Origin of the sequence: Saccharothrix sp. AJ9571 (assembly GCF_021725495.1) — a bacterium.
Classification (GTDB): domain Bacteria; phylum Actinomycetota; class Actinomycetes; order Mycobacteriales; family Pseudonocardiaceae; genus Amycolatopsis; species Amycolatopsis magusensis.
Genome location: NZ_CP091382.1, coordinates 8,691,926 through 8,713,683 on the forward strand (window position 1 = coordinate 8,691,926; position 21,758 = coordinate 8,713,683).

Below are 21,758 nucleotides of genomic sequence, written 5' to 3' on the forward strand. Positions count from 1 at the left end.
GGGTTCACCGCCAGGAAGAGGAAGGCGGCCAGCAGGATCAGGTGCACGCCGCCCCTGCAGGCGGGTGGCGCGGCCGGGGACCACGGTGAGCACGCTGACCACGATCCATGCGGATCGGCTGACCGGGCCCCCCGCGGACTCGCCTCGCTGTCATCGGGCGGTTCTGCGGTAGTGCCCCGGTGCCACGCCGAAAGTGCGGGTGAACGCCCGTGAGAAGGAGAACTCCGAGGCGTACCCGACGAGTTTGGCGATGGTGGCCAGCGAGTCGTCGCTTTCCAGGAGCCGGTTCGCGGCCATCTCCATCCGCCGGCGTCGGAGGTAGGTCAGCGGGGGTTCGCCGGTCACGGCGGTGAACCGCCTGGTCAACGTCGCGCGCGACACCCCGCACCGGCGTGCCAGGTCGTCGAGCGTCCACGGCCGGTCGAATTCGTCGTGCAGCGCGGTCATCGCCGCGGCCACCGGGAGGTCTTGCGGCGGCATCGCCCGAGTCCAGCCGCGCAACGCTTGCACGACCAGGACCTCGACAAGGCGGTCCACCACGATCTGCGAGCCCGGCCGGCCGGCTGTGGTCTCTTCCTCCAGCATCCGCGCCGTCTCGGCCAGGTGACCGTGCACCGCCGACTGCGCCGGCCGGATGTGCAACACCGGTGGCAACTGGGCCCGCAGCGAAGCGGGCAGAGCGCGTCCGGGCCGGTACCCCGCGCAGAGAAGCCGCGTTCGCGGCCCGGTTCCGCCGAAATCGAATCCGGTTCCCGCGATGAGTGCGTCATCGGAAGTCAGCGGACCACTGGGGTCGCTGGACACGGCATGTCCGGACCCATCGAGCAGCATGACGAAATCACCGGCTTCCAGCCGCAGGGGTCGCGCTTCCCGGGTGCGCAACCAGCAGGCGCCTTGCGCCACGAAGTGGAACACCACGGCCGGGGCCTGACCGCGCTCGACGCCCCACGGAGCCGCGGCGTGCACCCTGGCGGCCATCGCTCCGCCCGCCTTCGAACCCAGCAGCACCTTCGCGATCGTGTCCACAACGGACCCTAACAAGCACCGTCCACCGGTTGAGCATCTCGGACATCGTTCCCGCGGAAGGCCTCGATCTGTTGCCGGACCGTGTCGTGTCCTTCCAGGTGTCCCAACGCCTCCAGCACGCTGGACACCCGGCGGAGTTGCCCGGGGTGCTGCCGCCAGTACGACTGGGGGATCCTCAGCACGGCGGTGAGCAGATCACCGGCGTAGAAGTCCCCTTCGGCGAGCGGGTTCTGTTCGAGCCGGGTCAGCGCGACAGGCACCAGGACATCGACACCCTCCTGCTGCGACAGCAACATGCGGAGGTCTTCCGTTTCCATTGACGCCACTGGCTTGCGACGCAGTTCGTAGACGGTCTTGACCATCGGGGTCGCGTCGGCGGGCGGGTCGCCCCAGTGGCGGCCTTCGATCTGCTCGAGCGTGCGCGATCCGCCTGCTTCCGGGGTGACGTCCATGTTTCCCCTATTCGGCATGAGCATTCCGACAAAGAAATGTCGGACAGGTCGCCTTCGAGCGTATCGCACTGCCGCCACGTGGCCTGGTCGGGACACGTGCTGGTCATCCCGCACGAGCTTTGTTTAGCGCGCCGGAATTGTGCTGGGAACGGCGGCCATCGGCATGGCGGTGGCGCTTCCCGCGGCCAGGTCGTTCCCCTCACCGCACTGCCCGGCGACTCGCCACTGCTCCAGGGCGAACTGGACGCCTGCTGACGCGTAAAGGCTGATCCACGCATTCGCCAGGCAGCCGAGGAATCGCGAACCGACAGGCCGGGTCTCCTGCGCACGAGCGGCTATTCGTAGACGACGTACCCTGGCGTCGGTTCCAGTGCCACTACCTCGGCCGGTGTCATCAGGCTCGCGCCGTCTCGGGTGTCCTCGTCGTAGAAGAGTTTGAAACCGGTGCGCACGTGGTCCGGTTTCGTCTTCATCACCTGGTCCCAGGTGGCCTTCTTCGCCGCGGCGCTGCCGATACCGTCGACGATCTTCATCGCCACGACGCCGTCGTGGGCGCGCAGGCCCGCCTCGTCACGGACCACGGATGCGGAGACCTGGTGGTAGGCCATCAGCTTCCGGGGCAGTCCATGACGCGTGACCAGTCCACTCAAGTACGCCGCGACCGCGTCGAGTTCCTCCCCGGAGGTGCGGCCGAACTCCTCCCCCGGCACGACGCCCTCCGGCACCGCCCACTCGGGATCCAGCGCGACACCCACATCGGGCTCGGTGAGCCAGCGTTCGTAGGCCTGCACCTCGGCCAGGAACGGCGCGCGGCCGGGCTGGATGTTCAGCAGCAGCATGCCGTTCATCGCGCGGGCCTGGTCCAGGTAGTCGGTGACGGTGGACTCCGAGGCACGGCTGCGGTACATGCCGTCGGGCCCCGGCGTGCGATGTGTGGCGGTGGCGATGAGTTCCACGACGGGCGTCGGCGGCCGGTCCCCCGGGAACTGCCGGAGCTGCTGCGTCAGCTCCTGGCCCGCCGCGGCCAGATCGCCGGTCATCTTGCCCAGCGCCTTGGCGCCGGGCGCGCCGCAGAAGCCGACCAGCAGGCCCGCGTCCATCGGCGCGGGCTCCGGTGTCGGCGGAGCCGGGGAATCCGCCGCCAGCGGCGTTGGCGGGGCGGCGAGCGGCGGGGTGGGCGACGGCTCGTTCGGCGGCGGCGGGGCACAGGCCCCGACGACCACGCCGAAGCCGGTGATCAGCAGACCACGCCGGGAAAGCCGGGCTCGCGCAACGTCGCTCATCCGCAGGACTCCGGCACGGCACCCGAAAAGTCGATCATGGCCGGCGTGTACCCGATCGCCGTTGCGCAAAACACCGCCTCCCTCTTTGGGGTCAGCCGCAATGGCCGACCTGGCCGCGGTCCCGTGGACGCGGCTCCTCCACCACGCGACTCTGGGCAGAAATGGGGCCTGCACGATGCCGCCTGTTCGATCCAACTTGAAACAGGCCCCGGGCTCTTGACGACACCATGGCGACACTGTTCAACTTGGCGCAGCCACCGGCTCGCATTCTGCCCCACACGGTGATGCCTCGTCCCAAGCTTCCCACTGGAGGGGTCAAAGCGCATGCGCAAAATGTACAGCCTGGCACTCGGACTGCTGATCATGCTGTCGACCGCGGTATTCGGATCCGGCTTGGCACAAGCCGGATCGTCCGACGCGGAACAAACCCGTGAACTCATCGCCGCGGGCTACGTACTGGTGGAACAGGTCCCGCTGTTCGAAATGCGGATCAACCTCTGGAGACTGGAGGGGGCCGGTCAATACCACGGTCAGATCACCTCCGCAACACACGGCGATTACGTGTACCTGCAGGGAGGTGGCTGCCCGGGCGGTGCGACCTGCAACCACTCGTGGGTTCAGCCAGGGCAGAATTACGCCAACACCATTCCGGTCAACGGCGCGGTCGATGCCTGCGGAAGGTACAACCACGGCGGAATCCACGCGATGGGCTGCACGTGTGTCATCTGCTTCCTGGACAAGCCGGCGACGAACAGCGCGAACGATGAAGGCTCGCCGGTGCGCCGTCAATGGAGTCCGACAACGATCGGCTGACTCGATGTCGGTCAGTTTTCTTTTCTGTTCCAGGACAGCGTCTCGTTCGCGTCCCCACCTGAATCAGGAGAAGCTGAGTGAGTAAACCCAGACGGATCAAAGTCTTGCTGATCGCCTTGAGCGCGTTGTGCCTCACCACGGGGCTCTCCACGTCAGCCGCCTTGGCGAAGCCGGTGAAGACGACGCCATCCGAGGGCACCGCCGCATATCCGGCGCAGTGCAAAGTCACCATCACGGCGGTTCAGCGGGGCAGGAATCTTCGCACCGACAGCCTCAGGCGTGTTTACGCCGACAGCACCGGCACGGGCGCGGCCGAAGAATTCTGGATCCAGGATGTCAGCGCCACGCAGACGCGGTTGCAGTCGAACAACACTGGCGGCTATCTCGCCAATCGCGGTGGCTCGGTCCGCGCCGATGCCCCTTCCACCGCCATCGAAGCCCTCTTCAACTGGGTCGACGTCGATCCGTCCAGGCGCACCTTCCGCCTGACGTCGGTCTGGACGCCCAGCAACGTCGTGCGAGCCGCGCCGGATACCGGCGAGCTCTTCGTGGACAACCGGAACTTCGACGGCTGGACCCTTTTCCAGTACAACATCGTCTACTGCCTCTGATCGGGTCACCAGCTTGGCGGAACCGCCTGACCGTTCTCAGCGGACGTCAGGTGATCGGCACGGGCCCGGCCTGTTCGCCTGCCCTCGGGCGACTCGCTGATCGAGCGCCCGCTCGGCTTCGCGCTGCGCTGTCTCACGGTCGTAATCCGCTTGATCTGGCCGCGAGTCAGCGCTGCACTGTGGCGGGACACCACGGGTCGTGGTGCCGGTATCGCAGGGAGGCGGCGGCAGCAATGGAGATCCGTTCCACGACCGAGCAGGACCGCGAGGTGTTCGTTGACACGCTCTATGCCGCGTTCGGCCGCTTCCCGGGCTCCCTGGCCGACGGCGACACGGTGTGGTGGTCGTCGCTGGAAATGGATCGCGGCCTGCTCGCCGTGACGGCGGACGGGCGGCCCGTCGGCACCGCCACCGCCTGCTCCTTCGAGCTCACCCTGCCCGGTGAGATCCTCGCCCCGGCCGCCGGGGTGACCGCCGTCGGCGTCCTGCCCTCCCATCGACGGCAAGGCGTGCTCAGCGCGATGATGCGGCATCAGCTCGCCGACCTGCGGACCCGAGGTGAGTTCCTCGCCGTGCTACTGGCCTCCGAGGCCTCGATCTACGGCAGGTTCGGCTACGGACCGGCGACCTACACGCGACGGCTGACGGTGCCGCGCCACCGGGCCGCGTTCGCCCTCCCCCGTGCGCGCGGAACGTCCGACGTCACCGGCTCGGTCGAGTTGCTGAGGCGTGCCGAGTGCGGCGAGATCCTGGAAGAGGTCTACGACCGGTACCGCCGCGCGCAGCCCGGCGCGTTGCTCCGGCCGCACCCCTGGTGGACCTCGGGCGCGGGGCAGCCCCCGGTCTCTCTGGCGCCGCGCTACGTCGCCGTCCACCGTGACGCCGACGGCGTCCCGGACGGGTACGCCAGCTACTCGCTCGGCGAGTCCGACACCTTGACGGTCGACGAGACCATCGCCGCCGACGACGCGGTTTTCACGGCCCTAGCCCGGTTCGTGCTCGGCCACGATCTGGTCGCTCAAGTGGTGTTCAAGCACTTCCCGACCGAGCACCCGCTGCGCTGGCAGCTCGCGGACTTCAACGCCGGCCAGATCAGTCACGACACCGAATGGCTCTGGGTACGGCTGCTGGACGTCCCGCGTGCGCTGACCGCGCGCGGCTGGTTCGCCGACGGCGAGATCGTCCTCGACGTCGACGACCCGTTCCTCGGCGAGCACGCCCGCTACCTGCTGACCGTCCGGGACGGCAAGGCCGAGTGCGTTCCGACGGATCAGGAGCCCGACCTGTCCCTGGACGTGAGCGACCTGGGCTCGATCTACCTCGGCGGCACCACCCCGAGCACGCTCGTGCGTGCCGGGCACATCCGGGCCCACCACGCAGGCGCGGCCACCCTCGCTGACACCCTCTTCCGCGCCGAGCGTCCCCCGCACTGCCTGCACTGGTTCTGATCGTGCGCTCATCGATCCGCGGTGACCGGCCCGGCCGGGTGATCTTCCTCAACGGGACGTCGAGTGCGGGCAAGACCACCCTGGCCAGGGCCATCCAGGACGAAAGCGACACCCCGTTCGTCTACTGGGGCATCGACACACTGTTCAGCCTGGTGCCGCCGAACTGGGGCGGGGGTCGCGACGGTCCGCTCAGCCGCGACGGCTTCTGGTACGACCGCACCGGCGGCGACGCGGACGGGCACCCGTCGGTGGTCGTTCGTTACGGCGAGGTGGGACGCCGGATGCTGCGGTCCGCGCGGACCGCAGCCGCCGCGTTCGCCCGTGGGGGCGACGACCTGGTCATCGACGAGTTGCTGCTGACCCCGGATCTGCTGCCGGAGTGGCTGGAAGCGTTGTCGGGCCTGGAAGTGCTGCTGGTGTGCGTCACCTGCCCGCTCGCGGTGGCCGAACAGCGCGAACGCGGCCGGCGCAACCCGCCTGGGCTCGCACGAGGTCACCACCGCATGGTCCACGACCACGGCGTCCCCTACGACCTGACCGTCGACAGCACCACGGGAACGCCCGCCGAACTGGCCGGAGCCGTACTGCGCGGGCACCCCCTCCGGTAGCGCGCGGGGATGGCGATCAGGCGGGTCATGGTGCGGCACAGACCCGCTCAACGTGACCGGGATCAGGAGTGCGAACAAACCCGCGAACAGCATCGCGGTACCGTCGATCCACTGTGGACCGTGCCGGAAATCCGCGCGCCTTCATGGACTTGTCCACAGCCTCGAACAAACCGCGGACATTTCCTTCACCGCCGAACGCACGCTACGTGACCGCACTGGTGGCGCTTTCCGGCCCATAATGCCTCTTTCGTGAATCACGTAGACGCAGCCGAGATGGCCCGGCGACGGTCACCGGCGGCCGGAGTCATCACCCGCCCCGTCCGGGTTGTGCCTCACCAGCGGCATTTCGCCCTTCCCCGGGATCTGGCACGATGAGGAAGTCACCGAGGATTCCGGTTCGATCGCGTGAGCTCACCGAAATGCCGCGGCGCCGACATTGTTTCCCACCACGCACCCCATTCGAAACCGCGGAGGTCGCCATGAGTTTGCAGCGCGTGATTACCGATGAGCAGGATCTGCAGCTCGCTCCCGTTTTCGCCCAGCGGATCAGCGAAGACGTCATCCCCAAGGGCAGAGTTCCGGAAAACCCGATGCCCGCGGGGGTCGCGGCGGGCATCGTGCAGTCCCGGCTCCTGCTCGACGGGCGGGCCGCCCTCAACCTCGCCACGTTCTGCACGACGTCGGCCGAGCCGGAACTGGAGCGGATCTACGCGGACACCGCCGCGATCAACCTGATGAACCGCGAGGAATACCCGGCGAGTTCCGAAATCGAGCAGGAATGCATCAACATGCTCGCGGACCTGTGGCACGAGGACGACGGCCGCTTCATCGGCTGTTCCACCAGCGGCAGTTCGGAGGCGGCCATGCTGGCCGGGCTGGCGATGCTGCGCCGCTGGCGGGAACGCGGCGGCACCGGACGGCCCAACCTGGTCTTCGGCACCCACGTCCACGTGTGCTGGCCCAAGTTCTGCAACTTCTGGGAGGTCGAGGCACGCATGGTGCCGCTCGCGGAAGGCCGGACGATCCTCGACCCGGCGCTGACCGCGGAGGCGGTCGACGAGAACACCATCGGGGTCGTCGCGGTGCTGGGCAGCACGCAGGACGGGCGCTACGACCCGGTCGCCGGCATCTCGGCCGCGCTCGACCGCGTGGCGTCGGACCGCGGTGTGGACGTACCGCTGCACGTCGACGCCGCGAGCGGCGGCTTCTTCGCCCCGTTCCTCGACGTGGACTTCGCCTGGGACTTCGCCCTGCCGCGGGTGGTCTCGATCAACGCCTCCGGGCACAAGTTCGGCCTGGTCTACCCGGGCTCCGGCTGGTGCCTGTGGCGCGATCCGGAGTACCTGCCGCAATCGCTGGTCTTCGACTGCAACGTGCTCGGCGGCCACCACCCCACGTTCACCCTCAACTTCTCCCGCCCGGCCTCCGGCGTGATCGCGCAGTACTACCAGTTCCTGCGCAACGGGCTGGCCGGTTACCAGCTGATCGCCCAGCGGTGCCAGGAAGTCGCGCGGTACGTCGCGAAGGTGGTCCAGGCCATGGGCCCCTTCGACATCATCAGCGACGGCGAGGACCTGCCGGTGGTGGCGTTGCGCCTGCGCGACCCGGAGGACGTGGGGTTCACCGTCTACCACCTGTCCGAGGCGCTGAAGGGCGACGGCTGGCACGTGCCCGCGTACAGCCTGCCGCCCGGCCTCGAGCACGTGGACGTCATCCGCGTGGTGTGCCGGCAGGGATTCACCCTGGACCTCGCGGCGAAGTTCCTCGAAAGCCTCGCCAAGCACACCGAACGGCTCGCCGGGCACCCGTACCCGCTGCCCGAGGTCTCTGCCGTGCTGACCTTCACCGACTGACGCCGTGGTCACGCTCTCGGAACTGGAGGCCGACCCCTATCCCGCCTACGCCCGGCTGCGCCGCGAAGAACCGGTGAGCTGGGTGCCGGAGGCCGGTCAGTGGCTGGTGACCCGGTGGCACGACGTCCACACGGTCCTCACCGGGGTGGACCGGTTCACCACCGATCAGCCCGCTTCACCCTTGATCGGGCTGTGCGGCGGGACACCGCTGCTGTTGCGGGAAGGCGAGGCACACCACGACCTCCGAGAGGCGTTCCGGCACGATTTCGACGCGCACCGGGTGACCGATTTCGTGGACACGATCGCCCGGCCGGTCGCCTGCCGGGTCGCCGACCGGATCGGCGCGGCCGGGCGGGCCGACCTGGCGGGCGACTACTTCGAGCCGGTCTCGGTCATCGGCTTGACCACGCTGTTCGGGCTCGACCCCGGCTCGGACGTGCTCCGGCGCTGGGGACGGGTGCTCACCGAGGTGGCGAACGACTTCGGCCGCGATCCCGCGGTGACCGCGGCCGCGGCGGCGGTCATGGGCGAGGGCACGGCCGTGTCCGAAGCCGTGGGCCGGCTGCGGGCGCGGCCGGACGGCTCGGTGATTTCCCATCTCCTGCACCACGATCGACCGCACGGCCGGGCACGGCCCGACGCCGACGTGGTGCCCGTGCTCAAGCACCTCGGCCTGAGCGTGCTCGAGCCCGGCTGGCTGGCGGGCTGGACGCTGGTGGCGTTGTGGTCGGCGCCGGACCAGCTCGCCGCGGTCCACGCCGACCGGGCGCTGCTCGGCGCGGCGGTGTACGAGGCACTGCGCTGGAGCGGCCCGGTCGGCGTGCTGGGCAGGCGCACCACCCGCGCGGTGACGCTGGGCGGCCGGGAGATCCCGGCAGGCGACCTGATCGCCGCGGCCATCGCTTCGGCCAACCGCGACGAGGAGGTGTTCACCGACCCGGACCGGTTCGACCTGCACCGCGACGTCCGGACCCACCTCGGGTTCGGCGCCGGACCGCACCACTGCCCCGCACACCCGCTGGTCACCGCCCTCGCGCGGACCGCACTGGATGTGCTGATCGAGCGGATGCCCGGCGTGCGGCCCGCGCCAGGACGGCACGCGACACCCCACGGCTGGAAGCTGCGACTGCCGGGCGCACTCGACGCGGTGTGGGAGAGGTCTGTTCAACCTGCGTTCGGTGTGGCCGCCGGGAGTGCCAGGGCAGCGCGGGCGCGGTCGTAGCCGGCACTGGCCCGGTCCTTCTGCCGCTGGTAGTGGATGCGTTCCGCGGTGTGGTGGGCGGTGCGGTAGTGATCGAGGGCCGGTCGCGGCTCTCCGAGGGCGAGGTGCGCGTCGCCGAGGGTGTTGGCGGCCATGGTCAGCAGGAGCGGCTGGTTCAGGCCGGCCAGGATGGTGCACGCTCGGCGTGCTTGCCGGTGTGCCTCCTCGGGCCGGTCCGCGGCGAGGAGTACTTCCGCGTGATCGGTGCACGTCCAAGCCTGGCCGAATGGGTCGTCGTGGCGCACTGCGGTGTCGACCGCTCGTGCCGCTGTGGCGAGTGCTTCGTCGAGTCGTTCGAGCCGGGCGAGCACGAGCGCTTCCTGCGCGGTGGCGAGCGCCCATCCCCGCCAGTCCTCGGCCTGTTCGCGCAACAGCCGTGCCCGGGTGGCCGCGGCGAGGGCCTGGTCGAACTCACCGAGCATTTCGTGGGCGTGGCTGAGGTTTCCGAGCACGACCGCGGTGACCGTGGTGTCCGGCACGCTGCCGGAAAGCGCCGCCTGGTAATAGGTCAACGCTGTGCGGTAGTCGCCGAACATGCCGTGCAGGGTGCCGATCCGCGAGAGGGCGGTGGCGTGGGCGACGGGGGCGTCGCTCGCCGCCGCGAGTCGTCGTTGGGTGTCGGCCACCTCCATCGCGCGCTGCAGGTGCCCGGCTTCCCAGCACGCGTTGGCGAGGTTGTCCAGACTGGGCAGCAGGGCGTGTGGATCGTCGAGGTGCTCGGCGGCGGTGACGCCCAGGCGGGCCACCGCGAGGAATTCGTCGCGGTGCCCACGCATGCGCAGATACCGCGCGGTGTGGTCGGCGATGCGCCATCCGTGCTGGAACAGTCCGCGTTCCAGGGCGCACTGGGTGATGGCCCGCAGATTCGGTAGTTCCTGGGCGTGCCAGTCGTCAGCTCCGCCGCCGCGGAAGTAGTCCAGCAAGCGGTCGAGGGCGTCGGATCGCTCGGCGGGCTCGGTGAGGCTGCGCGCGTGTTCGGCGAGCAGGTCGTGGAGGGCGTAGGCCTCACGATCGAGCTGGACGAGCAGATGGGCATCGAGCAGGGCGTCGAGCAGCAGTTCGGTGTCGCGGGCGCTCGTGCCGGCGAGCGCGCTCGCGGCCGCGAGGGTGATGCGCGTTCCCGGGTGTGCGCCGAGCAGCCGGAACACGCGCTGCTGCGAAGCGTCCAGTTCACGGTAGGACAGGGCGAAAACAGCGGCCAGGTCCTGATCGGTGGTGCGCAGCTCGCTCAGGCGCTGCCGGCGCTCGGCCAGTCGCCGCGCGAGATCGTCGGGCGTCCAGTGGGGCCGGTTCCGCAACCGGGCCGCGGCGATGCGCAGGGCCAGGGGCAGACCGCCGCAGAGCGCGGCGATCGTGGCGCCGTCGCGGCCGGAGACCGCGGTGAACAGCGTCATCGCGTCCGCGTCGGGCAGCAGGTCGAGGGCGAGCGTGTGCGCGCCCTCGATGGCGGTGAGCCTGCGACGGCTGGTGGCCACGACCGCGGCGCTGGAGGTACCGGGCAGCAGCGGGCGGAGCTGGTGCGCGTCGGCGGCGTTGTCCAGGAGCACCAGCACTTTGCGTCCCGCGGTGCGGGCCCGCCACAGCGCGGCACGGCCGTCGAGCCCATCCGGGTGCCGGGTGGGCGGGATGTCGAGCTGGGCCAGCAGGTCGCTGAGGGCGGCGGCGGGCGAGAGGGGACGGTGCCCTGGCGAGTAGCCGTGCAGGTCGATGTACAGCTGGCCATCGGGGAACCGCGGTGCGCTGTCGTGGCAGGCCCGCACCGCCACGGCGGTTTTGCCGATGCCTGCCATCCCGTGCACGAGCACCACGGCTCCGCCGTGCAGCGCCTGGCGCAACTGGTCCAGTTCGTGTCCACGCCCGACGAAATCGGGGATCCGGTAGGGCAGAGAACAGGGACCGAGAATGGTCGCGGTGCTGGTGCGCAGGACCTCGGTGTGCGCTTGTCGCAGCGCCGCTCCGGGGTCGGTGCCCAACTCCTCGGCCAAGCGGTCGCTGATCCGCTCGTAGTGGGTCAGGGCGTCCGCGGTGCGCCCGGCGCGCGACAACGCGGTCATGTACTGCCTGGCCACGCGTTCGTCCACGGGGTTCGCGGTGGCGCGGCGAGCCAGGTCCGCCAGCAGATCGGGGCCGTGACCGAGCCGGAGCAGGACGTCGGTGCGGTCGTGTTCCGCTTCGGCCCGCTCCTGGGCCAGGCGCTCGCGTTCGGCTGTGGCCCAGTCGCTGACGAGGCCGGTCAAGGCCTCACCGTGCCAAAGACCCATTGCCTCGGTGAGAAGGCCGGCGGCGTGCCGGTCGTCGGTCATGCCCGCGCGAGCACGGCGGCACAAGTCGCGGAACCGCTCGAGGTCGACCGCCGCCGGCTCGATCTCCAGTACGTATCCGCCGCTGCGCCGCGAAATCCGGGCGGACTGCGTGACCGCGAGCACCTGCCGCAGACGGGACAGGTACACCGACAGCGTCGCCCGGCTGCGCGAGGGCGGCCGTTCTCCCCACACCCGTTGCGTCAGACGATCCACCGACACAGCGAGATTGGCGTCGACGGCGAGCGCGGTCAGCACGCACCGCTGCCTGGCCGGGCCCAGATCGACCTCGCGGCCGTCCACGAGCAACCCGACTTCGCCCAGCAGACGAAGGATCACACCCGTTCACCTCCGTGGCCCGGTCAGCCCGGCGAAGTGTAGCGAGCACGGTCCCCCGGCCCGCACTCTTTTCGCTGAACTGGGCTTTTAAGGTTTCCGCAACCGTTTGCCAACACCGCCGACCCATCCTCGGACGGCACACAGCTCGGGCGGTTCCGCCTGCTGCGAGTCGAACGAAAGGGAAGGCATGTCGACGGTCATCAGGAAGACACCGACGGTGAGAAGGGGTGTCCGGAAAGCAGCGGTTTTCTTCAGTCTCCTCGCGGTCGGGTTCGCGGGGAACGTGCCGGCCGCCCATGCGGGCCAGGTACGCGTGCACAAGGCGGCCGCTGTCGCGGGAGCGCCGCTGTGCGACCCGGGTTACCTGTGCGTCTGGAGCCTGCCCCACTTCGACGGCACGAGGTACAGGATCACGGCGACCCCGTCGGGTTCCTGCAAGTTCCCGGCGCCCCTGGGGTTCCGCTCGGCGTACAACCGGACCGGTTTCGAGCAGCGGCTGTGGCAGTACTCCACCTGTACCGGCCCCGGCCACACGTGGATCCGGAACGGGGTCGCCTTGGGGGACCACAATCACCGCTACTCGGTCGGTGGCCCTTGATGTCTTCGCACTACGGCATTCGTTCCGACAGTGAGAGGAAACGATGAAAAGCAGGAAAAACGCAAGGGTCAAGAAAGTTTCGGCATTGTTGAGCTTGCTCCTCGTCGGGTTCGCGGGGAACGTGCCGGTCGCCAACGCGGACCAGGTGCGCGGGCGGAAAGCAGCCGCTGTCGCGGGAGCGCCGCTGTGCGATCAGGGTTACCTGTGCGTCTGGAGCCTGCCCCACTTCGACGGCACGAGGTACAAGATCATGGCCACTCCGCCGAAGTCCTGCAAATTCCCCGCACCTCTGGGATTCCGCTCGGCGTACAACCGGACCGGTTTCGAGCAGCGGCTGTGGCAGTACTCGACCTGCGGCGGCGTCTGGTGGGCGATCCCCGACGGGTCAGCTCTCGCGGATCACGGTCACCGCTACTCCGTCAGCGGCTGACCCCGGACATCGGCCAGGCGACCTGAGCCGCGGACGGCAGTGGTCGAGCCAGTGGGCGGCTGGCTCGACCAACGTACGTGCACGTGGTGACTCGGTGATGTCGAAATCGGACTCCGTGTGATCGGTTCTGTCGGTAGCTTGAAGCACGTAGCCGACGGAAAGGAACCAACTGCGTGCGCATAGTCAAAAGATCTCTCATCGGCGCGGTGACCGGGGTACTGATCGCGGCCGTCGCCGCACCGGCCACCGCGAACGCGGTGGAAACCGTCGACTGGCAGCCGTGTCCGAACGGCAAGGGCGCCCAGTGCGCCACCATCGAAGTGCCGCTCGACTGGTCGCGGCCGGACGGCGCGAAGACCAGGATCGGGCTCGCCAAGCGACCGGCCAAGGACCAGGTGAACCGGATCGGCTCGATCCTGGTCGACCCGGGCGGCCCCGGCGGCAGCGGGGTGGGCCTGGTGGCCAACGCCGACCCGTTCACCGAGGCGGTGACCGCCCGCTTCGACGTCGTCGGCTTCGACCCGCGCGGCATCAACACCAGCCAGCAGCTGCTCTGCGACGAAACGCTTTCGCAGCAGGCACTCGACGCACGGCGGCCCACCAGCCAGGCGGAGTTCGACAAGCTGGTCTCGCTCAACAAGCAGCTGATCGACAGTTGCCGTGCGCACTCGGGTGAGCTGATCGACCACGTCGACAACCTCAACACCGTGCGCGACATGGACGCCATCCGCGCCGCGCTCGGCGAAGAGAAGCTCAACTACGTCGGCTACTCGTACGGGTCGCTGATGGGGCAGCAGTACGCGGAGCGCTTCCCGGGCCGGATCCGGGCGATGGTCAACGACGGCAACATGGACCACAGCCTGTCGACGGCGTGGGACTTCATGCGCACCGAGACCGAGCCGGTGGAGGTGGCCTTCCAGGAGTTCGCGAAGTGGTGCGATACCACCGAAACCTGCGCGCTGTACGGGCAGGGCACCGCGAAGGTCTACGGCGAGTTGAAGGGCCGGGCCAAAGCGGGCACGCTCACCAACCCGGCCACGGGCGTTCCGATCGGCTTCTACGAGCTGTCGCAGCGGATGTTCTCGGTGACCAGGCCGGTGATGTGGGGCAACGTGGCCACCGAGCTCAAGAGGTTGAAGGACGGCACGGGCACGACGTCGGCGGCGACACTCGAAGCGGCCGCCGCGATCAACCACCCGTACCCGCCGATCTGGTGCAGCGACTGGCGCTACCCGGTGAAGAACTTCGCCGAATACGACAAGCTGCGCACGAAGCTGTCCGCGAAGTTCCCGAACATGGAGTGGAGTCCCTACGTCGACCACGCGCTCACCTGCGCGGGTAACCCGCTGAAGACGACGAACCCGCAGAAGCCACTCAAGATCAAGGGTGCGCCGCCGCTGGTCATGGTCGGCAACGTGCATGACCCGGCCACGGTGTACCAGTGGAACAAGACCGCCGCGGAACAGAGCGGTTCGCACCTGATCACCTACGAGGGCTGGGGCCACACCGCCTACGGCAACGACGGGCCGAGCCCGTGCGTCAACGAAGCGGTGGATGCCTACCTGCTCGACCTGACCGTGCCGAAAAAGGGCCTCTCCTGCCCGGCCATGGAAAAGCCGGGGTCTTCGTCCTCCGCGAAGGCTTTGAACCCGCGCTCCCCCGGGCCGTACCAACGATAGATATATCGAGAAGGGCCCGGCCGTGAACGCGGCCGGGCCCCTTCCATGTCGGACTACTGGCCGGATTTCGCCTACCAGACGGTCGGGGATGGACCTCCGCCGTGCCGGTCGTCGTATTCTGCCTTGGTGACGGCCAGCGAGCGAAGCCGGTGGCGTGCGCCGCGAGTGGTTGTCACGGCTGCGTGGGGGGCCGTGATCGGGTGGTGGCTGGGCGCCGGCCAGCTCGCCCGCCTGACCGCCGACGCGTCCGTGGCCTGCCAGGCGGACAATTTGCTGCCGTTCGCCGGCCTCGGAATACCGTTGTGGCGCTACGGCTCGGTGTTCCTGTTCCTGCTCGCCGGTACCGCCCTGCTGTCCATGGCCCGAGGCCGGCGGCTGGTCAGGGCCTGCGTGTGTGCGTGGTGATCGCGGGCCTGTCCGCACCCAGGACATCACCGTCGCCGCCTGGACACGGCGGCGGCGACTCGACCGCTGCCGCCGCGACCTGGCCGATCCCCGCCACGGCGAATCACCCATTCACGTCATCGCCACCCGTGGGGTTTCACCGATCCCGCGTACTTCAGCCGCGCCTTCCGGGCCGCCTACGGCCTATCGCCCAGCGAACACCGCGACCTGGCCCGTTGTGTAGTGACTACCCGCGCGGGTAGTCCCCTTCCGTGACAGGCGACCGCGAGAAGAACGACAGCGACAATCCGCTACTGCCCGAAATGGCGAGCGAGCCGGACTTCCAGGCAGCTGCCCGGGACCTGGGTGCCTCACCCGCCCAAGCCGAACGCGCCCTGCGGCAAAGCGCTTCAGCCGGAGGAAATGGCGCCGAGCTTTATCGCGCGGCGTGGGTCCAGCTCGTGGCCGACCTGCGGCGGAATCCGGAATGACCGTCGCCCGATGAACCCCCTGATTCCGGAGACCACCGGCCGTTCCCCGGATTTCAGTACACTGGCCGCAGCCGCCCCGCACTGGGGATGAGGCGTCACAGGGGGTTCACCGTGTCGAGGTCCTGTCGATGAGCGCGGACGTGTCACCTTTCACCGAACTCACCGGGTCCGCGCGGCACGCCGCACTGGCCGAGCTGGCTGCCCGCGGTCCGCTGCACCAGACGACCTTGTTCACCGGGGTCCCGGTGTGGCTTGTCACCGGGGACGACGAGGTCCGTGCGCTGATGGCCGATCCGGCCGTGGTCAAGCCATCGGCTCCCGCACCGCACAGCGATCGGGTGCCCGCCGAGCTCGACGCGGCGATGAACCACAACATGCTGTTGCGGAACCCGCCCGACCACACCCGCCTCCGCAAACTGGTGTCCGCGGCCTTCACCCGGCGGCGCATCGACGAACTCGCCCCGCGCGTCCGCGAGATCACCGCGGAACTGCTGGACGACCTGGTTCGCGCGGGTGCCGATGGGCAGCCCGCCGACCTGGTGCCGCTGTTCAGCTACCCGTTGCCGATGACGGTGATCTGCGAACTGGTGGGCGTGCCCAGCGACCGCCGCCACGCCTTCCGCCAGTGGTCCGCGGTGCTCATCAACGGCTCGATCCACCCCGCCGAGGAGTACATCGCGGCCGCCTCCGCGATGGTCCGGTGCATCCGGGACCTGGTCGAGGAAAAGCGGGCGGCGCCAGCCGACGACCTCATCACCGGCCTCGTGCAGGCACAGGACGGTGACGACCGCCTGACCGACGACGAAATCACCTCGACGATCGTGCTGCTCCTCACCGCGGGCCACGAAACCACCGTCAGCCTGATCACCATCGGCGTCCACACCCTGCTGACCCATCCCGGCCAGCTCTCCCTGCTGCGGTCCCAGCCGGAGCGCATCGCCGACGCGGTCGAGGAAGTACTGCGCTTCGACGGGCCCGGCCAGGCGTCGGTCCCCGCGATCACCGCGGAACCCGTCGAAGTGGCCGGGGTGACGATCCCGGCCGGAGAGGTCATCGTGCCCGCGCTCCTGGCGGCGAACCGTGACCCCCGCCGGTACGCCGAACCGGCCGAATTCGACATCACCCGGTCCGGCTCGCCCCATGTCGCCTTCGGACACGGCATCCACCACTGCCTCGGCGCGCCCCTGGCCCGGTTGGAAGCCCGGATCGCCCTGGATGCCCTCGTGCGGCGTTTCCCGCGGCTCCGGCTCGCGCAGCCGGAAGTGGAACCCGCTCGCCCGCCGGGTTTGCTGCTCAACACCGTGCCCGCACTGCCGGTGCTGATCGACTGAGGATCAATCCGCGCGATCCACTCCGGACTGTCGGTGTGCCCGGCTAGCTTGTGCACACGGTCGGAGAAGTACGGGCAGGAAAGAGTGGAACGTGCGGCGTCTTGAGTACATCGGTGGTGGCTCGGCGAAGTTCTGGGAGGGGGTGGTGCGGGGCACCGAAGTGGTCGTGACGTGGGGCCGCATCGGGACCGCCGGGCAGTCCAAGCGCAAGGAGTTCGGCTCGGCGCAGGACGCGGCCGCGTTCCTCGCGAAGCAGGCCGACGAGAAGGTGAAGAAGGGCTACACCGACACGGGCACGGCGACCGCGACCCCCGCCCCGGCCGCCGAGAAGCCGCCCCAGGCACCAGACGCCGAGACACCGGCCACCCAAGCACCAACCGCGCAGGCACCAGCCGCGCAGGAACCGGTCGTCCAGGGCGCGGCTGCCGGGAAGCCTGCCGCGCGGCCCGCGGCGACCGCGGTCGACGAGGACACCTTCGACCCGCCGGCGGGCGTGGTGCGGATGGCATACCCCCGTCGCGACCAGGGCAAGCCCCGCTACCGCCCCTCCCCCGACGCGCGCGAGGTGGCCGACAGGCTCCTGGCCAGGCTCCGGCCCAAGGTCGACGAACTGCTCGACGCGCCGGGCAGCGACGAGCTGGCCGCCGCCGCCGCGCGCGCACACCTCGGCGGCACCCCGGACCCGCTGGGCGCCGCGGCGGTGCTCACCGTCCTCAGCGCCTCCGCGACCTACTACGACCGGGACGACGTCGGCCGGTTCGGGCAGTTCTGGCTCGCCGAGCACGGGCTGTTGTTCGCGGTCGAGGCGGCGATGCACCTGCCCACGCTCACCACCCACGGCCTGGACAAGCGGCGGTCGGTGACCATGCTGCGCCACCTGAGCGAAGGCGAGCCCGTGCCGTGGCGCTGGGCGGGCGCCGACGTGCTCGGGGAGGTCCGCACGGCGATCGCGGCGGCGGACGACGACGAGTACGCACGGGTCGTCGAGCTGCTCGGCGGCTTCCGGAAGAATCCCACCACCCGGCTGGTCGCGGCGTTCCTGGCGCCCACCGAGCGGGCCTGGGTGGACGAGCTGCCCGCCGAGGCCGACGACCTCGACCACGTCACGGAGTGGCTGTACCTGTGTGCCGTGCACAGCGCGGAGCAGCTCGAAGCGCTCGGCAGCGGCTACGGGCTCCGGCGCCAGTCCAGGGTGCTGCCGACGGTCGTGCGCACGATCGGTCCCGCCGCCGCGCCGCTCCTCGTGCGGTGGACCGCGAAGGCCGACAACGACCTGCTCAAGCGGCTGCTCCCGGCGATCGTCGCGATGCCGACCGACGACGCGTTCCGCGGCCTGGTCGCCGACGCGGACAAGGCACCGTTCCGTGCCGCGCTGCAGGAGGCCGTGCAGCGCTACCCGGTTCGCGCCACCCGGCTGCTGGCCGAGGCGGCCGCCGAGGGCGGCGAGGTGGCCGCCGAACTGCTGCGGATCCACCTGATGGCGCGCCACGAACTGCTCACCGACGTCGTGCCGACGCTGCCGGAGGCAGCCAGGGAAGCCGCGCTCGCCACCCAGGAAGGTGTCGTCCGGCTGCCCGACGCACCCGCCGACCTGCTGCCGCCGGTGCTGGCCAGCCCGCCGTGGACCCGCCCGCGCCGCACCACGTCCCCGGTGGTCCTGGCTGAGCTGTCCGTCGACGCGCCGACGCGCGTGGTGTGGGCGGACGGGGAACGGGAGCAGGCCCTCGAGCAGGGCAAGCAGACCTACGCCAGCCGCTACACCCGTCCCGGCATCGACTGGGCCGCGGAGCTGGAGATCAGCGACTGGGTGATGCCCTCGGTGCTGCTGCACGCGCCGGAGGAGCTGGCACTGCCCGCGCTCACGGCCTGGCAGCCGAAGCACGTCTACAACATCGACGTGTCGGGTCCGGCCCTGATGGCCCGGTTCGGCACCGCCGCGGTCCCGGCGGTCACCGCAGTGGTCGCCATGAACAACGGGCACGACGACTTCAAGGCGCTGCTGCCCGTGCTGGGCACCGAGGTCGCCGCGCTCATGGTCACGGCGATGGCACGCCGCAAGACGGTCCGGCCGGTGGTGCGGGCGTGGCTCCTGCGGCACGGCCTGGCGACGCTGCCCTACCTGTTGCCCGCCGCGCTCGGTCCCACGGGCAAGGCCCGGGACGCCGCGGAGGCCATGCTCCGCACGCTGGCCGCGCACGAGGGCACCGACGCCGTGGTCGCCGAGGCGACCCGGCTGGCCGGTGCCGAGGCGGGCGAGGGGGTGGCGCGTGTCCTCGCCGCCGATCCGCTGGAGCTGCTGCCGAAGAAGCTGCCGGTGCTGGGCGCGTGGGCCGACCCCGCCGGGCTGCCGCAGATCCGCCTGCGTGGCGCGGACTTCGCGCTGCCCACCGCGTCGACCGCCGACCTGGTGACCATGTTCGCGCTCGGTACCCCCGACGAGCCCTACGGCGGTGTCACGCAGGTCGCCGAGGTGTGCGACCCGGGCTCGCTCGCCGAGTTCGGGTGGGCGGTGTTCGAGGCGTGGCGCAAGGCGGGCATGCCGCCCAAGGACGGCTGGGCGCTGACCGCGCTGGCCGCCATCGGCGACGACGAGACCGTGCGGCGGCTCTCGCCGGTCATCCGTGCCTGGCCCGGCGAGGGCGGGCACGCCCGCGCCGTCACCGGGCTGGACGTGCTGGCCGAGATCGGCACCGACGTCGCGCTGATGCACCTCAACGGCATCGCGCAGAAGGTCAAGTTCTCGGGGCTCAAGCAGCGCGCCGGGGAGAAGATCGAGCTGGTGGCGGCCAAGCTCGGCCTTTCCGCCGAACAGCTCGCCGACCGGTTGGTGCCCGACCTCGGGCTCGCGGACGACGGCACGCTCGTGCTCGACTACGGTCCGCGCAAGTTCGTCGTCGGCTTCGACGAGGCGCTGCGCCCGACCGTCTCCGACGAGGACGGCACCCGCCGCAAGTCGCTGCCCAAGCCCGGCGCGAAGGACGACCAGGACCTCGCGACCGCCGCCCACCAGCGGTTCTCCGCGCTGAAGAAGGACGTCCGCACCCTGGCGAGCGACCAGATCCTGCGCCTGGAGCGGGCCATGGTCACCGGGCGCCGGTGGAGCCACGAGGACTTCGCCCGCTACTTCTCCGGGCACCCGCTCCTCCGGCACGTCGTGCGCAGGCTCGTGTGGGGCGTCTACGACGAGCGGGACGCCCTGGTCGGCGCGTTCCGGCTGGCCGAGGACCGCTCGCTCGCCGACGCCGAGGACGAGACCTTCACCCCGCCCGAGGGGACGACCGTCGGCGTCGCGCACCCGCTGCACCTCGGCGACGCGCTCGCCGCGTGGTCGGAGGTGTTCGCCGACTACGAGATCCTGCAACCGTTCCCCCAGCTCGGCAGGCAGGTGCTGGCGCTGACCGACGAGGAGCGCGCCGCGCTCACCCTCGCGCGGTTCGACAAGACGAAGGTCAGCGTGGGCCGGGTCCTCGGGCTCACCAAACGCGGCTGGGAGCGGACCACGCCGCAGGACGGCGGTGTCGAGGCCGGTGTGGTCAAGCCGCTCACGGGCGGCTGGTTCGGGGTCATCGAACTGGAGGAGGGCATCGTCGCGGGCGACCCCACCATGCTCGGCGAGAACCAGGAGATCCGGCGGGTGTTCCTGTCGACCTACCACGACGGCTGGTGGCCGCGGGAGGACACGCCGTTCGGCACCATCGACGCGGTGTCGGCGAGCGAACTGCTGGCCGACCTGACCGAGCTGGCGAGCGCCCAGTGACCACCCAGCAGGAAATGCAGCGGCCACCCGCCGAAGTCCGGTTCGCCGACGAGCTGACCCGCCTGCGCGAGCAGGACACCGCGCCCCGCCCGCCGGGGTGGGCGCTGAGCCTCGACGCGGCCCGCCGGTTCGTGGTGGGGGACGCGAAACTGGGGGTGCGCAACAAGTTCGTCGGCGATCCGTCCCTGGTGGACCGTGCGCTGGTCACCCTGGCCACCAGCCGCGGGCTGCTGCTGGTCGGCGAACCCGGCACGGCGAAGTCGTTGCTCTCGGAGCTGATCGCGACCGCGGTGAGCGGCGTGTCGACCCTGACCATCCAGGGCGGCGCGGCCACCACCGAGGACCAGATCCGCTACTCGTGGAACTACGCGATGCTCGTCGCGGAGGGCCCGTCGACGCGGTCGCTGGTACCCGCGCCGCTGCTGCGCGGCATGTCCGAAGGCAAGGTCGTCCGGTTCGAGGAGATCACGCGCTGCCCGCTGGAGGTGCAGGACTCGCTGCTCTCCCCGCTGTCCGACCGGGTGTTGGCGATCCCCGAGCTGAGCGGGCCGGACGCGATGGTGTTCGCCACCGACGGGTTCAACGTGATCGCCACCGCCAACACGCGCGACCGCGGGGTCAACGAGATGAGCGCGGCGCTCAAGCGCCGGTTCAACTTCGAGACCGTGTTCCCGATCCCCGATCTGGACACCGAACTGGCGCTGGTGGAGACCGAGTCGGCGGAGCTGCTGCGCCGCTCCGGGGTGCCGGTGGCGCAACGCCGCGACGTCCTCGAGGTGCTGGTCACCACGTTCCGCGAGCTGCGTGCGGGCACCGGGGGCCGTGGCGGGGAGCGGTTGTCCACGGTGCTCAGCACTGCGGAGGCGGTGTCGGTGGCGCACGCCGTCGGCCTGCGGGGCTGGTACCTGCGCGGTGAGGCGGGGACGGGCGAGGACGTCGTCGAGTGCCTCGCCGGGACGGCCGCGAAGGACAGCCCGGACGACCTCGCGAAGCTGCGCCGCTACCTCGAACACGACGCCGCCCGGCGCAAGGGCTCGCCCGCGTGGGCGGAACTGCACGGCGCTCGGCTGCGGCTGCCGGGCTGATGGCGGCAC

19 protein-coding genes are annotated in these 21,758 nt (G+C 70.2%); 15 read left to right on the top strand and 4 right to left on the bottom strand.

Annotation, left to right across the window (positions count from 1 at the left end; all coding sequences use genetic code 11):
- Positions 1-150: 150 nt before the first annotated feature.
- The 3 genes from L3Q67_RS39335 to L3Q67_RS39345 form a co-directional block, all read right to left on the bottom strand.
- Complete coding sequence (locus L3Q67_RS39335; protein ID WP_499186484.1) at positions 151-1,026, bottom strand: AraC family transcriptional regulator; 876 nt, start codon at positions 1,024-1,026, stop codon at positions 151-153.
- An 8-nt stretch (positions 1,027-1,034) separates the two neighbouring features.
- On the bottom strand, positions 1,035-1,496 hold the full coding sequence (locus L3Q67_RS39340) for a contact-dependent growth inhibition system immunity protein (protein WP_499186485.1): 462 nt from the start codon (positions 1,494-1,496) through the stop codon (positions 1,035-1,037).
- A gap of 317 nt (positions 1,497-1,813) precedes the next feature.
- The gene (locus L3Q67_RS39345; protein ID WP_499186486.1) at positions 1,814-2,761 is read right to left on the bottom strand and encodes a hypothetical protein; all 948 of its coding nucleotides are present in this window, start codon (positions 2,759-2,761) and stop codon (positions 1,814-1,816) included.
- 324 nt (positions 2,762-3,085) lie between these two features.
- On the opposite strand from L3Q67_RS39345, the gene L3Q67_RS39350 reads away from it, so the two are divergent.
- From L3Q67_RS39350 to L3Q67_RS39375, 6 genes are all read left to right on the top strand, one after another.
- On the top strand, positions 3,086-3,574 hold the full coding sequence (locus L3Q67_RS39350; protein ID WP_499186487.1) for a hypothetical protein: 489 nt from the start codon (positions 3,086-3,088) through the stop codon (positions 3,572-3,574).
- 77 nt (positions 3,575-3,651) lie between these two features.
- Positions 3,652-4,185 (top strand): hypothetical protein, encoded by a 534-nt coding sequence (locus tag L3Q67_RS39355; protein ID WP_499186488.1) that lies wholly within the window; start codon positions 3,652-3,654, stop codon positions 4,183-4,185.
- 233 nt (positions 4,186-4,418) lie between these two features.
- Positions 4,419-5,633, top strand: coding sequence for a GNAT family N-acetyltransferase (locus L3Q67_RS39360; protein WP_499186489.1), 1,215 nt, complete (start codon positions 4,419-4,421; stop codon positions 5,631-5,633).
- A gap of 2 nt (positions 5,634-5,635) precedes the next feature.
- On the top strand, positions 5,636-6,241 hold the full coding sequence (locus tag L3Q67_RS39365; protein ID WP_499186490.1) for a chloramphenicol phosphotransferase CPT family protein: 606 nt from the start codon (positions 5,636-5,638) through the stop codon (positions 6,239-6,241).
- A 479-nt stretch (positions 6,242-6,720) separates the two neighbouring features.
- Entirely contained in the window at positions 6,721-8,094 is a 1,374-nt protein-coding gene (gad, locus tag L3Q67_RS39370; protein WP_499186491.1) for a PLP-dependent aminotransferase family protein, read from the top strand.
- A gap of 4 nt (positions 8,095-8,098) precedes the next feature.
- Positions 8,099-9,316, top strand: a complete 1,218-nt coding sequence (locus L3Q67_RS39375) for a cytochrome P450 (protein WP_499186492.1) — start codon at positions 8,099-8,101, stop codon at positions 9,314-9,316.
- Here the strand turns inward: L3Q67_RS39375 and L3Q67_RS39380 are convergent.
- Positions 9,259-11,994 (bottom strand): AfsR/SARP family transcriptional regulator, encoded by a 2,736-nt coding sequence (locus L3Q67_RS39380; protein WP_499186493.1) that lies wholly within the window; start codon positions 11,992-11,994, stop codon positions 9,259-9,261. The two genes, L3Q67_RS39375 and L3Q67_RS39380, sit on opposite strands and share 58 nt — an antisense overlap.
- A 187-nt stretch (positions 11,995-12,181) precedes the next feature.
- Here L3Q67_RS39380 and L3Q67_RS39385 point away from each other — a divergent pair, with 187 nt between their 5' ends.
- The 9 genes from L3Q67_RS39385 (at position 12,182) to L3Q67_RS39425 (ending at position 21,749) form a co-directional block, all read left to right on the top strand.
- Entirely contained in the window at positions 12,182-12,592 is a 411-nt protein-coding gene (locus tag L3Q67_RS39385) for a peptidase inhibitor family I36 protein (protein ID WP_499186494.1), read from the top strand.
- 85 nt (positions 12,593-12,677) lie between these two features.
- Entirely contained in the window at positions 12,678-13,022 is a 345-nt protein-coding gene (locus L3Q67_RS39390) for a peptidase inhibitor family I36 protein (protein WP_499186495.1), read from the top strand.
- Between the two features lie 206 nt (positions 13,023-13,228).
- Entirely contained in the window at positions 13,229-14,701 is a 1,473-nt protein-coding gene (locus L3Q67_RS39395; RefSeq protein WP_499186496.1) for an alpha/beta hydrolase, read from the top strand.
- A gap of 192 nt (positions 14,702-14,893) precedes the next feature.
- Positions 14,894-15,106: a hypothetical protein gene (locus L3Q67_RS39400; RefSeq protein ID WP_499186497.1), complete on the top strand. Its 213-nt coding sequence runs from the start codon at positions 14,894-14,896 to the stop codon at positions 15,104-15,106.
- A 102-nt stretch (positions 15,107-15,208) separates the two neighbouring features.
- Entirely contained in the window at positions 15,209-15,361 is a 153-nt protein-coding gene (locus L3Q67_RS39405) for an AraC family transcriptional regulator (protein WP_499191750.1), read from the top strand.
- Positions 15,358-15,576, top strand: coding sequence for a hypothetical protein (locus L3Q67_RS39410; RefSeq protein WP_499186498.1), 219 nt, complete (start codon positions 15,358-15,360; stop codon positions 15,574-15,576). Before L3Q67_RS39405 ends, L3Q67_RS39410 begins: the two co-directional genes overlap by 4 nt.
- 128 nt (positions 15,577-15,704) lie before the next feature.
- Complete coding sequence (locus L3Q67_RS39415; RefSeq protein WP_499186499.1) at positions 15,705-16,907, top strand: cytochrome P450 family protein; 1,203 nt, start codon at positions 15,705-15,707, stop codon at positions 16,905-16,907.
- Between the two features lie 91 nt (positions 16,908-16,998).
- The gene (locus L3Q67_RS39420; protein WP_499186500.1) at positions 16,999-20,664 is read left to right on the top strand and encodes a DUF4132 domain-containing protein; all 3,666 of its coding nucleotides are present in this window, start codon (positions 16,999-17,001) and stop codon (positions 20,662-20,664) included.
- Positions 20,661-21,749 (top strand): ATP-binding protein, encoded by a 1,089-nt coding sequence (locus L3Q67_RS39425; RefSeq protein WP_499186501.1) that lies wholly within the window; start codon positions 20,661-20,663, stop codon positions 21,747-21,749. Before L3Q67_RS39420 ends, L3Q67_RS39425 begins: the two co-directional genes overlap by 4 nt.
- The last annotated feature ends 9 nt before the right edge of the window (positions 21,750-21,758 follow it).